The 12,708-nt window shown below is 63.5% G+C and carries 13 protein-coding genes; 8 read left to right on the forward strand and 5 right to left on the reverse strand.

Features of this window, described 5'->3' with window-relative positions:
- The first annotated feature begins 106 nt into the window (after positions 1 to 106).
- From AWB74_RS34680 to AWB74_RS34690, 3 genes are read left to right on the forward strand one after another with little or no spacing between them, the layout of a single operon-like run.
- The gene (locus AWB74_RS34680) at positions 107 to 1,441 is read left to right on the forward strand and encodes an MFS transporter (protein WP_087039363.1); all 1,335 of its coding nucleotides are present in this window, start codon (positions 107 to 109) and stop codon (positions 1,439 to 1,441) included.
- Positions 1,442 to 1,465: 24 nt separating this feature from the next.
- Positions 1,466 to 1,654, forward strand: a complete 189-nt coding sequence (locus AWB74_RS34685) for a hypothetical protein (protein ID WP_061151141.1) — start codon at positions 1,466 to 1,468, stop codon at positions 1,652 to 1,654.
- Positions 1,655 to 1,658: 4 nt separating this feature from the next.
- Positions 1,659 to 1,949 (forward strand): Rieske (2Fe-2S) protein, encoded by a 291-nt coding sequence (locus tag AWB74_RS34690; protein ID WP_061151142.1) that lies wholly within the window; start codon positions 1,659 to 1,661, stop codon positions 1,947 to 1,949.
- 80 nt (positions 1,950 to 2,029) lie between these two features.
- Here the strand turns inward: AWB74_RS34690 and AWB74_RS34695 are convergent, their stop codons facing one another.
- Complete coding sequence (locus tag AWB74_RS34695) at positions 2,030 to 2,335, reverse strand: hypothetical protein (protein ID WP_061151143.1); 306 nt, start codon at positions 2,333 to 2,335, stop codon at positions 2,030 to 2,032.
- Between the two features lie 199 nt (positions 2,336 to 2,534).
- Between AWB74_RS34695 and AWB74_RS34700 the strand changes: the two genes are divergently transcribed.
- From AWB74_RS34700 to AWB74_RS34720, 5 genes are read left to right on the forward strand one after another with little or no spacing between them, the layout of a single operon-like run.
- Entirely contained in the window at positions 2,535 to 3,164 is a 630-nt protein-coding gene (locus AWB74_RS34700) for an amino acid synthesis family protein (RefSeq protein WP_407642505.1), read from the forward strand.
- Positions 3,133 to 3,975 carry an alpha/beta fold hydrolase gene (locus AWB74_RS34705; RefSeq protein WP_061151144.1) on the forward strand — a complete coding sequence of 281 codons (843 nt, stop codon included), beginning with the start codon at positions 3,133 to 3,135 and terminating at the stop codon, positions 3,973 to 3,975. The genes AWB74_RS34700 and AWB74_RS34705 overlap by 32 nt, the downstream gene beginning before the upstream one ends.
- 11 nt (positions 3,976 to 3,986) lie before the next feature.
- Positions 3,987 to 5,024: an LLM class flavin-dependent oxidoreductase gene (locus AWB74_RS34710; RefSeq protein ID WP_061151145.1), complete on the forward strand. Its 1,038-nt coding sequence runs from the start codon at positions 3,987 to 3,989 to the stop codon at positions 5,022 to 5,024.
- A 12-nt stretch (positions 5,025 to 5,036) separates the two neighbouring features.
- Positions 5,037 to 6,506, forward strand: coding sequence for an aldehyde dehydrogenase (locus AWB74_RS34715; protein WP_061151146.1), 1,470 nt, complete (start codon positions 5,037 to 5,039; stop codon positions 6,504 to 6,506).
- A gap of 40 nt (positions 6,507 to 6,546) precedes the next feature.
- Positions 6,547 to 7,959, forward strand: coding sequence for a purine-cytosine permease family protein (locus AWB74_RS34720; RefSeq protein WP_061151147.1), 1,413 nt, complete (start codon positions 6,547 to 6,549; stop codon positions 7,957 to 7,959).
- Positions 7,960 to 8,076: 117 nt separating this feature from the next.
- Here AWB74_RS34720 and AWB74_RS34725 read toward each other — a convergent pair whose 3' ends face one another.
- From AWB74_RS34725 to AWB74_RS34740, 4 genes are all read right to left on the reverse strand, one after another.
- Positions 8,077 to 9,522 (reverse strand): NAD-dependent succinate-semialdehyde dehydrogenase, encoded by a 1,446-nt coding sequence (locus AWB74_RS34725; protein ID WP_200822078.1) that lies wholly within the window; start codon positions 9,520 to 9,522, stop codon positions 8,077 to 8,079.
- An 85-nt stretch (positions 9,523 to 9,607) separates the two neighbouring features.
- Positions 9,608 to 10,768, reverse strand: a complete 1,161-nt coding sequence (locus AWB74_RS34730) for a porin (protein ID WP_087039364.1) — start codon at positions 10,766 to 10,768, stop codon at positions 9,608 to 9,610.
- An 85-nt stretch (positions 10,769 to 10,853) separates the two neighbouring features.
- Entirely contained in the window at positions 10,854 to 11,561 is a 708-nt protein-coding gene (locus tag AWB74_RS34735; protein ID WP_061151149.1) for a GntR family transcriptional regulator, read from the reverse strand.
- A 4-nt stretch (positions 11,562 to 11,565) separates the two neighbouring features.
- Positions 11,566 to 12,648 carry an ABC transporter ATP-binding protein gene (locus AWB74_RS34740; RefSeq protein WP_061151150.1) on the reverse strand — a complete coding sequence of 361 codons (1,083 nt, stop codon included), beginning with the start codon at positions 12,646 to 12,648 and terminating at the stop codon, positions 11,566 to 11,568.
- Positions 12,649 to 12,708: the final 60 nt, after the last annotated feature.

A 12,708-nucleotide genomic window follows, 5' to 3' on the forward strand; every position in this document is an offset into this window, starting at 1 on the left:
TCCACGGCGCAGGCGGGAAGCATTGCTTCTCGCCGCGACAACAAGCGGCCCGCGTCGCGCTTTCGCGCAATGACGAGGCCCGCGCCGGACATCGGAGGAGACAATCTTGGATATCCATTGCACCCAACCGGCCTCGTGCGGCAGCAACGCCGTCATGGCCACATCACGCAAATACGCGTGGATCGTTTTCGCGCTGACATTTGGTCTGCTGCTGTCGGACTACATGTCCCGGCAGGTCCTGAATGCGGTATTTCCGCTGCTGAAGCAGGCATGGGGCCTGTCCGACACGCAACTGGGTTCGCTCAGCGGCGTCGTGGCGCTGATGGTCGGTCTGCTGACCTTCCCGCTCTCCGTGCTCGCGGACCGCTGGGGCCGCGTGCGCAGCCTCGTTTTGATGGCGTCGCTCTGGAGCCTCGCCACGCTCGGCTGTGCCGTCGCCACCAGTTACGGCGAGATGCTCGTCGCGCGCGCATGCGTGGGTCTCGGCGAGGCCGCGTATGGCAGCGTGGGCATCGCGCTCATCCTCAGCATTTTTCCGTCGCATATGCGCTCCACGCTCACCGGCGCGTTCATGGCCGGCGGGGCGTTCGGCTCCGTGCTCGGCATGGCGCTGGGCGGGTTCGTCGCCGTGCATTTCGGATGGCGTGCGTCCTTCGGCGCGATGGCGATCTTCGGCATCGTGCTCGTGATCGCCTACCGGCTCGTGGTTTCCGACAAGCGCATCGCCGCGCGATATGCCGATGTTCAGTCCACCGCGCAGCAGCACGCGGCCGGCATGCGTACGAACCTGCGCACGCTGCTGGCGGGCCTCTTCTCGACGATCTCGGTCGTGTGCGCCTATGTCGGCAGCGGCGTGCAGCTTTTCATCATGGGCGCGGTGATCGCGTGGATGCCGAGCTTTCTGAATCGCTATTACGCGATGCCCGCCGACAAAGCCGCCGCAGGCGCCGCGGTCTTCGTGCTGCTGGGCGGAATCGGCATGGTCGGTTGCGGCGTCGTGACGGACCGCATCTGCAGAAATGCGCCCTCGCGCAAGTGGCTCACGGCGCTCGCCTATTGCCTGATCTCGCTGGTGCTGCTGTCGATCGGCTTCCGGCTCCAGCCGGGCGCATTGCAGCTCGTCCTGCTCGGCGCGGGGATTCTCGTCGTGGCGGGCACGTCCGGCCCGGCGGGTGCGATGGTCGCGAACCTCACGCCGCCGGCAATCCATGCGTCCGCCTTCGCGACCTTGACGCTCGCGAACAACCTGCTCGGTCTCGCGCCCGGCCCGCTCGTCACCGGCGCGATCGCCGACCGGATCGGTCTGTCGGGCGCGCTGCAACTGATTCCTTTCGTGAGCGTTGCGGCGATGCTTGCGTTCGCCATCGGCAGATCGCGATACGCGCGCGATCTCGACCGCATCGACACACTGCGCGGCCGTGCAGCAAAACAACCGATCTAACCGCCTTTTTCAAGGAGAACAGGAATGTCCGATTACTTGCAAGCTGCCTCGACGACGAAAGAGGCGATGACCATCGAATCCACGCCGCCGACGAGCGAGCGACCAAAGGCGTCATCGCCGGCAGCGCGAACCTGGGCGTGGGGCAGGACGCACGAACCCTATGACTGGATGGACGCGCACACGCCCTTCGACGACATGAGCGCTTGGCGTTGATGAAATGACGCAAAACATACGGATAGCCGCCGCCGACGCGCCGGGCGTCGGGGAGCGCAGGCTCCGGTTCGTCGATGGCCGCAGCGTCGTGCTCTTCAACGTGGAAGGCGTGATTCACGCCATCGACAATTCATGCCCGCACAACGGCGCATCGCTGGCTAACGGACGGCTCGATGGCCATGTTCTGCAATGCCCGGCGCACGGCTTGCGCTTCGATCTCGTGTCGGGGTGCGTCGTCGGCGCGCCGGGCATGTGCCTGACGAAGCTGGCCGTCGACACTTCCTCGCAGGACTGAAAAACGCCGACGCCGCATCGGACTGCATGCGGCGACGGCGCGACGGGCATATGATCCGCCCGTCTTCAACTCAATCTTCCTTACTGACTCGCAGCCGGCGACTTCACGCTCGGCGTCGCCAGCGTGTTGTTGCTCGTCGCCGGCGCGCTGTTGGCGGGCGTCGCGTTCGTGCTGCTCGGCAGGCCCGAATTCGGCTTTTTGGCGCCCATGCCACTATCCGAGTTGGTCATGCCCGGCGTGCCATAGCCGCCCGTCGCTCCGTTCACCTGGTTTGCAGGGCTGGCCGTGCTGCCTGTCGAACCGCCCCCGGCGGTCTGTGCAAAAGCGCCACCCGACAGCGTCAGTGCGGCGACGGCCGCGACCAGTGTGCTGATTGCCTTGTTCATGAACCGTCCCTCCTTTGTTCGGACTGGGAATGTGGACACAGACGATCGCCGTCTGCTTAAAGCTCAGTGGCGCAATCTCCGTGCCGCGTACTGCTCTTCCCTCCGGAAAACTTCCCAGCCAGCGAAAAACCGCCCCGCGAGCACTTTTTCGGGTAAACGATGATGGCATGCCGTACTATGGAATACCAAAATGGCCGACATGTTCAACGTATGCGAGGAATCTCCCGTGACGCTCATCCGTAAATCTGTCCTTCATGTCGAAACCATTTATGTGGACGGCGGCAAGGACGCCGCCAGGCCGCTGAAAATGATCGGCGCCGCCGCCGTCATCAAAAACCCGTGGGCCGGACGCGGCTTCGTCGAAGACCTGTCGCCGGAAATCCGCGCGCTCGGACCGCAACTGAGCGAACACCTGACGAAGCTCATCCTCGATGAAGCCGGCTCGGGCGAAGCAGTCGAAGCGTTCGGCAAGAGCGCGATCGTCGGCGTGGACGGCGAGCTGGAGCACGCGTCGGCGCTGATCCATACGCTGCACTTCGGCAACATCTATCGCAGCGCGGTCGGCGCCAAGTCGTACCTCGCCTTCAACAACACGCGCGGCCCGGCGAATGCGCCCCTCCTGATCCCGATGATGGACAAGAACGACGAAGGCCGTCGCTCGCATTACCTCACGCTGCAGTTCGCCATTCCCGACGCGCCCGCGGCAGACGAACTCGTCGTCGCGATCGGCGGAGCGACGGGTGGCCGTCCGCATCACCGTATCGGCGATCGCTACAAGGATCTTGCAGAGCTCGGAAATGACGCCAAGAACCCTGCTGCTGTCAAGTAAGCGCGCCGCTCGCTATCTCGAGCAGGGAACCGGCGAGCCGCTGGTTCTGATTCACGGCGTGGGCATGCAGGCGCACGCGTGGTATCCGCAGATCGAGGCGCTCTCGGCCGGCTTTCGTGTGATCGCGGTCGATATGCCCGGTCACGGCAACAGCGACGCGCTCGACGCGAACGCCGGATTGCGGCAGTTCGTGCAGTGGGCGATCGAGTTCATCGAAGCGCTGGACGCCGGCCCCGTCAATCTGGCCGGCCATTCGATGGGCTCGCTGATCGCCGCGGGCGTCGCCGTGACGCGGCCGGATCTGGTCCGGCGCGTCGCGGTGCTCAACGGCGTGTACCGGCGCACGCCCGAGGCGCGGCAAGCCGTGCTTCAGCGCGCGGCCGAACTGAGCGCTGGGGCCATCGACGTCGAAACGCCGTTGCGGCGCTGGTTCGACGATGAAGAGGCACAGCGCGCCGCGGCGCAAAAAGTCGAATCCTGGCTGCGATCCGTCGATCCTCAGGGCTACGCCACGGCCTACACGGCCTTCGCCACGGGCGACGAAACGTATGCCGACGGCTGGCGCACGATCGCGTGCCCGGCCCTCGTGCTCACCGGCTCGGACGATCCGAACTCGACGCCCACGATGGCCGCGCAAATGGCCGACGCAGCGCAGAACGGCAACGCCGTAGTGATCGACCGCGAGCGGCACATGGTGAATCTGACCGCGCCCGAGAAGGTCAACAGCGCCTTGCGTGCGTGGCTGCAGGTCGAGCCGCACGAATCAGCCATGAAACATAGCAACGGCATCGTCCGCCCGCTTCATTCCTGAAAGGTCACATCATGCGTTTTTCGCTTTTCGTTCACATGGAGCGCGTCTCCGAGAAGACCAGCCAGAAGCAGCTCTACGACGAGATGGTCGAGCTCTGCCAGATCGCGGATCGCGGCGGCATGCACGCCGTCTGGACCGGCGAGCATCACGGCATGGACTTCACCATCGCGCCCAATCCGTTCATCAATCTCGCCGATCTCGCCAACAAGACGAAGCGCGTCAGGCTCGGCACGGGCACGGTGATCGCGCCGTTCTGGCATCCGATCAAGCTCGCCGGTGAAGCGGCCATGACCGACATCATCACGGACGGGCGGCTCGAACTCGGCATCGCGCGCGGCGCCTATTCGTTCGAGTACGAGCGCCTGATGCCCGGCCTCGACGCATGGAACGCCGGCCAGCGCATGCGCGAACTCATTCCGGCGGTGAAGAAGCTGTGGGAAGGCGACTACGCGCACGAAGGCGAGTACTGGACGTTCCCGTCGACGACGTCATCGCCGCGGCCGCTGCAACAGCCGCATCCGCCGATCTGGGTCGCGGCGCGCGATCCCAACAGCCACGAATTCGCCGTCGCCAATGGCTGCAACGTGCAGGTGACGCCGCTGCATATGGGCGATGAAGAAGTCGAGAAGCTCGTCGGTCACTTCAATGCCGCGTGCGACAAGTTCAGCGACGTTCCGCGTCCGCAGATCATGCTGCTTCGCCATACCTACGTGGCGAGCAGCGAAGACGACGCGCAAGTCGCAGCCGACGAAGTCAACGTGTTCTACAACTACTTCGGCGCGTGGTTCAAGAACGAGCGCCCGGTCAGCCGCGGCATGATCAAGACCTTGAGCCGCGAAGAAATCGCAGCGCATCCGTTCTACACGCCGGAAGCGATGCGCAAGAACAATGTCATCGGAACGCCCGAGGAAGTCATCGCCCGTCTGAAAGCCTATGAAGCGCTCGGCTTCGACGAGTATTCGTTCTGGATCGACACCGGCATGAGCTTCGAGCGCAAGAAGGCGTCGCTCGAGCGCATGATCCGCGACGTGATGCCAGCCTTTGTCTGAGGGTCCGAGTTCATGAGCCAATCATTTCAGTTGTATATCGACGGGCAGTTCGAGCCCGGCGCCGCGAGCTTCGGAAGTGTGAATCCGGCCACGGGCCGCGTGTGGGCGCAGATGCCGGAAGCACGCACTCAGGAGGTCAATCGCGCGGTGGATGCTGCGGACCGCGCACTGGATGCGCCCGCATGGAAGGGCCTCACCGCATCGGCGCGGGGGAAGCTGCTCTACAAGCTCGCCGATCTCGTCGAAAAGGCGGCGCCGCGTCTGGCCGAAATCGAAACCAGCGACACCGGCAAGATCATCCGCGAGACATCCAGCCAGATCGCGTATGTGGCCGAATACTATCGCTACTACGCGGGCATCGCCGACAAGCTCGAAGGCAGTCACATTCCCGTCGACAAGCAGGACATGCAAGTGTGGCTCGAACGGGAACCGGTCGGCGTGGTCGCGGCCATCGTGCCATGGAACAGCCAGCTCTTTCTGTCCGCGGTGAAGGTCGGGCCGGCGCTCGCGGCGGGCTGCACCGTGGTGCTGAAAGCATCCGAGGAAGCGCCCGGTCCGCTGCTCGAATTCGCGAAGCTGATACATGAAGCCGGCTTTCCTCCGGGCGTCGTCAACGTGATCACCGGCTTCGGGCCGGAATGCGGCGCCGTGCTCAGCAGCCATCCGAAAGTGTCGAAGGTCGCGTTCACGGGCGGACCGGAAACCGCGAGACATATCGTCGCGAACACGGCGAACAATCTCGCGAAGGTGTCGCTGGAACTGGGCGGCAAGTCGCCGTTCATCGTATTCGCCGATACGGATATCGAGAGCGCGGTGAATGCGCAGGTCGCAGCCATCTTCGCCGCGAGCGGCCAGAGTTGCGTGGCGGGCTCGCGCCTCTTGATCGAAGCGTCCGTGAAGGATCGCTTTCTTTCGATGCTGATCGAGCGCGTCGAGCGCATTCGTGTCGGCGCACCGAATGACGTCGCGACGGAATTCGGACCGCTGTGCACGGAGCGGCAACTGCGCAACATCGAAGCGATCGTCGAAAAGTCCCTGAAACAAGGCGCAAAAGTGCTCACGGGCGCGAAGGCGCTCGACCGCGAAGGCTTCTACTACGCGCCGACGATTCTCGACTGCACGGGCGTCGATCGTCCGGACTGCATCACGAAGGAGCTCTTCGGGCCGGTGCTTTCCGTCGATACGTTCGCCTCCGAGCAGGAAGCCATCGACAAGGCGAACAGCACGGTCTTCGGCCTGGCCGCCGGCATTTTCACGACCAACCTGACGCGCGCGCATCGCGTGTCGAAGCGCATCAAATCCGGCATCGTCTGGATCAACACGTATCGCGTGGTTTCGCCGCTCGCGCCGTTCGGCGGCTTCGGCCTGTCCGGGCATGGCCGCGAAGGCGGATTGAGCGCCGCACTCGAATACACGACAACGAGAACAGTGTGGCTGCGCACGTCGGATGAGCCGATCAGCGATCCATTCGTGATGCGCTGAAGCGGCATAGCCAACCAATCAAGCTGGAGATGGAGACACGATGAAAGATGCGGGAAACGACAACAGCGTTCTGACGATCGAGAGCAATTCGATCGAGTATGTCGGAGCGGAACATCGGCACGGCAAGCCGGGCGATTTATTCACACTCTGGTTCTGCACGAACGTCGCGCCGCTGGCCGTGATTTCCGGCGCGACATCCGTGCTGGTTTTCAGGCTCGACATCGTCAGCGCGATGCTGGCCATCGTCGCCGGGCAGTTCTTTGGCGCCCTCTTCCACGCGCTGACCTCGGCGCAAGGACCGCTCGTCGGCGTGCCGCAGATGATTCAGAGCCGCGCGCAGTTCGGCCGATATGGCTCGCTGCTGGTCGTCGGCTTCACGACGGTCATCTATCTCGGCTTCTTCGTATCGAACATCATTCTCGCGGGCAAGACGCTGCACACCGCCGCGCCGATGGTGCCCGAAGCGATCGGCACCGTGCTGGGCGCGGTGCTCGCGACGCTGATCGGCGTGATCGGGTATAACTTCATTCATCGCTTCAACAAGGTAGGCGCGTGGTTCATGGGCATCGCACTGCTGATCGGCATGGCGCTCATCGCGCCGGGCATTGATGCTCAGGTGCTTCAGCGGGGACACTTCGAACTGTCGAACTGGTTCGCGATGTTCGGCCTGTGCGCCGTGTGGCAGATCAGCTTCGCGCCTTACACGTCCGATTACTCGCGCTATCTGCCGAAGTCGACCGGCTTTGCGAGGACGTTCGCCTTCACGTACTTCGGCACGTCGCTCGGCACGATCTTCGCGTTCATCTTCGGCGTGATGGCAGTGAGCGCGGGACAGGCCACCGACGCGATGCAGGCCGTACAGACGCAGACGGGCCTGTTCGGCTATGTGCTGATCTTCCTGTTTCTCGTGAACATCATCGGCCACAACGGGATGAACCTGTACGGCGCGGTGCTTTCGTTCATCACGGCCGCGCAGACGTTCCGCCCGAAGTGGGTTCCGGGCCGAAGCGTGCGGATCGTCGTGTCGATGGTGCTGCTGCTCGCATCGACGATCACGGCGCTGTGGGCGTCGAGCAACTTCCTCGCGCTCTTCCTGACCGCCATCTTCGCGATGCGCATCGTGCTCGCGCCGTGGATCGCGATCAATCTCGTCGACTTCTATCTGATCAACGACCGGCACTATCAGGTCTCGGAGATCATCGGCAGCACGGGCGGCGCGTATGGTCGGTTCAACCTCAAGGCGATCGTGATCTACGTCTTCGGCATCGCCATTCAGGTGCCGTTCATGGAAGAAAGCTTCTTTCACGGTCCGTGGGCGAACCTCGCGGGCGGCGCGGACATCTCGTGGATGGTCGGCCTCGTGGCCACGGCGCTCGCCTATTACCTGTTTGCATCGAAGCACGACTTGCGGTCGCGTCGCAATGGACTGGCAGGAGCGCACGCGTCGAAGTAAGCGAACAAGCTCAAGTTCTCGAATGCGGTGGCCGCGCAAGTCGCGGCCACCGCATTTTTCATTTCCACAGTCGAGTACGCGCGCCGATATGAGACATATCGGCGCGCTCTTCGCACTTCAGACCGCCATGCAAAGGTATTTGATGACGAGATAGTCGTCGATGCCGTAATGCGAGCCTTCGCGTCCCAGCCCCGATTGCTTCACGCCGCCGAACGGCGCCACTTCATTCGAGATCGCGCCCGTGTTGATGCCGACCATGCCGTATTCGAGCTGCTCGGCCACGCGCCAGATGCGGCCGATGTCGCGGCTGTAGAAGTACGCGGCAAGCCCGAACTCGGTGTCGTTGGCGAGCCGCACGACTTCATCGTCGCTGGAGAAGCGGAACAGCGGCGCGAGCGGCCCGAACGTCTCTTCCTTCGCGACGCACATGTCGACGGTCGCGTTCGTCAGCACGGTCGGCTCGAAGAAGCCGTGGCCCAGCGCGTGACGCTTGCCGCCCGCGACGATGCTCGCGCCCTTGCCCACCGCATCGGCGATATGCGCTTCGACCTTCTTCACCGCGGCGCCATCGATGAGCGGACCGAGCGTCACGCCGCTTTCGGTGCCATGTCCGATCTTCAGCTTGCCGACGGCATCGGCGAGCTTGCGCGCGAACGCGTCGTACACGCGATCGTGCACGTAGAAGCGGTTCGTGCACACGCACGTCTGTCCGTTGTTGCGATACTTCGATGCGATCGCGCCTTCGACGGCGGCGTCGAGATCGGCATCGTCGAACACGATGAACGGCGCGTTGCCGCCGAGTTCCAGCGTGACCTTTTTCACGGTCGGCGCGCTCTGCGCCATCAGAAGACGTCCGACGCCCGTCGAACCGGTGAAGGACAGCTTGCGCACGATCGGGCTCGCGGTGATCGCGCCGCCGATGGCTTTCGGATCGCCCGTCAGCACGTTGAACACGCCCGCCGGAATGCCCGCACGCTCGGCGAGCACGGCCATCGCGAGCGCGGAGAACGGCGTGGATTCCGCTGGCTTGACGACGATCGGGCAGCCCGCCGCGAGCGCCGGTCCGGCCTTGCGCGTGATCATCGCGGCGGGAAAATTCCACGGCGTGATCGCGGCGCAGACACCGATCGGCTCCTTCACCACGACGATGCGTTTGTCGGCGGCGGGCGACGCGAGCGTATCGCCCGCCACGCGCTTGCCTTGTTCCGCGAACCATTCGATGAACGACGCGGCATAGGTGATCTCGCCCTTCGCTTCGGCGAGCGGCTTGCCCTGCTCCGCCGTGAGGATCAGCGCGAGATCGTCCGCATGTTCGAGCATCAGCTCGTACCACCGGCGCAGCAGGTTCGCGCGCTCCTTCGCCGTCTTCGCGCGCCATGCGGGCCACGCTGCATCGGCGGCGTCGATGGCGCGCCGCGTTTCGGCTTCGCCCATCTTCGGCACGCTACCGAGCGAGCGGCCCGTCGCGGGATCGAGCACATCGAAGCTCGCGCCCGAGTCCGCCGCGCACCACTGCCCGTCGATAAACGCTTCGTGACGGAGAAGCGATGCATCCGTCAGCATGGATTTGAGTTCCACGATCTTTCCTTTAAGAGAAACGCCGAAGGCCCGCTCTTCGAACGGGCCGTGACGCATAGGGCTAAACGAATCAGAACAGGTGATAGATGCCGACCCGTCCCATGATCTGATGATTGTTGGTCGATGCCGATCCCACCGCGCCATCGAAGATGTCCGCATTCGATGCAGCGCCGGCGGCCTTCTGCCAGACGCTCATCGCGTAGAGCGACGTGCGCTTGGAAAGCGAGTACGCCGTGGTCAGGCCGACCTGGTGATAGATCGGAATGGCCTGGCTATAGCCGATGTTGCCGTGCGTATAGACGTACTGTGCGCCGACGTACCACGCCGGCGTCAGGTAATAGCGTCCCCACGCTTCGTAGTTATCGAAGCGCACGGTGCCATTCGTGCCGTTCGCGTTGTCGAACTTCGCGTTCGTATAGTCGATGCCGACCGTCGCCGATCCGATCACATAGTTGAGCGCCGCACCGAAGACCTGTTCGTTGCTCGGATTGCCGACATAGCTGAACGGACCGGACGCGCCGATCGCCGCGCCGGTCGTGTTCGCGACGAAGTTTCCATCGGTCAGCAATTGCGCCGGGTCTTTCGCATAGAGATAGGCGCCCGCCACATTCAGCGGACCGAACGCGTAGTTCACTCCGACGCTCCACAAACCGGTGGTTCCGCGTCCCGGCGCATTCGTGTTGGTGAACGAATACAGGCCGCCGAAGGTCAGGCCGCCGATCTTCGGGCTCGCATACTTGACCGCGTTATCGACGCGAAAGGAATTGTCGACATTGTCGATATCGCCTGAATGGATGAGCGGTCCTCCGAGCTGACCCGATGCGCTCAGCGGTTGGAGGAAGTCCACCACCGAATCATATTGACGGCCCAGCGTGACGGTGCCGATGCGCGCGTCCGAAAGGCCGACATACGCCTGACGTCCGAACAGGCGTCCGCCCTGGCGGCTCTGTCCGTTCTCGGTGCTGAAGCCCGCTTCGAGCTTGAAGATGGCCGAGAGACCGCCACCGAGATCCTCGCTGCCCTTCAAGCCCCATCGGCTGCCGTACACGCCGTCGTAGGTGCCGTCGCGCATGCGCCATAGCGAATGCCCGCCGCTGTTGTTGACATAGTCGATGCCTTCGTCGATCACGCCGTACAGCGTCACGGACGACTGCGCGTGCGCATTCGCGGCGAGCAACGCGCCGCCTGCCAGCGCGCATGCCATACGTGCTTTGACAAAACCTTTTGCCATGCTCTTCTCCTCCTGTACCGCTGGATGTTTGTGGTTTGAATTGGGAATTGCTCGATGCAGCACTGCGGCCCTCGGAACGGCCCGTTCATCCGGCGCGCTTCATTAACGCGTTCTCGTGTCCTTCGCTCAACAGCTTTCGCGCGATCTCCGCCACGCGTTCGACATGCGCGCGCGCAGCATCGCGCGCACCGGCGGGTTCGTTCGCGCGGATGGCAGCCAGAACCTGGCGCATTTCCTGAACCGCCTGCCGGCCGCGATCATCGGAGGCGATCGTCAACGCGCGCAGACGATTGATCCGCGCCGTCAGCGACTGCACGATCTCCCACGCGACATGCTTTTCTCCACCGATGAACATGCGCTCATAGAAGGCCGTCGTGAGATCACGCACCGCGTGATGGTCTTGTGCATCGAAGGCGGCCTGAATCCTTGCGATGCAATCTTCCAGTCCGACGATGATGTTCGCGTCGGCGTGCCGCGCGCAGGCCATCGCGGCCTCGCCTTCGAGCAACGCGCGGATCTCGTAGATTTCCGCGGCGGTATCGATATCCAGAATCGCGACGATCGGTCCTTGATTCGGCAGCGACTCGACGAGCCCTTCGGTTTCCAGATGACGCAACACTTCGCGCACGACGGTGCGGCCCACGCCGAGCTCATCGCAGAGCGCGCGCTCGACCAGACGATCGCCCGGCAGGAAACGCGCATCCAGAATCGCGGTGCGCATCTTCTGCAAGGCGAGCTCGCGCAGCGTGATCGTCGGGCGTTCGACTTTCAGGGAAGGAAATGTCTCGCGCATGTTTTCAAGCTTGCGCAAAGAGCCTGACGTCGCGCACGTCCCAGTCGACGAGCGCCTGCGTGCCGATGACGAGACCGCTGTCGCGATGATCGCCCGCCGGCATGCGAATCGATATCTCCTGTTCCCACGGCGTCGCGACCGCGTAGTGCATCGCGTCGCCCAGATACGTGATGTCGCGCACGGTGACCGGCAATCCCGCCGAACCGTTCGACGCGCCAAGCGCACGAATGCGCATTTGCTCCGGACGCACCATCAGCGTGCCGTCGTCGCCTGCGGAAAGCGTCGGATTGCCCGCTGTCGAGATGGTGAGACCGTTGGGGAAGATGCCGCTCGACTGCTCCGCGTTGCTCGCCGTCACACGCACCGGCAGAAAGTTAGAATTACCGATGAAATTCGCGACGAACTTCGACGCGGGATTCGCATACAGCTCCTCGCCCGTGCCGCATTGCTCGATGCGCCCTTTGTTGAACACGGCGATACGATCCGACAGACGCAGCGCCTCTTCCTGATCGTGCGTGACATAGAGAATCGTCACGCCCGTCTCCTGATGAATGCGGCGCAGTTCGAGCTGAATCTCCTCGCGCAGCTTCTTGTCGAGCGCGGAGAGCGGCTCGTCCATCAGCAGCACGGGCGGATCGTAAGCGAGCGCACGGGCGATCGCCACGCGCTGCTGCTGGCCGCCTGACAACTGCGCGGGCATGCGATCGCGAAACTCCGACAGATGCACGAGCGCGAGCATTTTCTCGACTTGCTGTTTGATCTCCGCATCGGGACGGCGGCGCACGCGCAACGGAAAGGCGACGTTCTCGCCCACCGTCAGATGCGGAAACAGCGTATAGCGTTGAAACACCATGCCGATGTTGCGCTTGTTGGGCGCGATGGAAAGCAGCGGCTTGCCGTCGAGCAGCACGCGCCCTTCGGTCGGCTCCTGAAAGCCCGCGACGATATAGAGCGTCGTGCTCTTGCCCGAACCGGACGGCCCGAGAAAGGTCATGAACTCGCCGCGCTTGATATCGAGCGAAACATTGTCGATGGCGACGACTTCATCGTAGGTCTTGCGCAAACGCTGGATCTGAAGGAATGTCATGGCGCGTTACCTCACTTCACGGAACGGGGACGGCGCAGCACCGCGGCCGCCAGCATTAAA

This window comes from Caballeronia arvi (assembly GCF_001544695.2).
GTDB classification, from domain to species: domain Bacteria; phylum Pseudomonadota; class Gammaproteobacteria; order Burkholderiales; family Burkholderiaceae; genus Caballeronia; species Caballeronia arvi.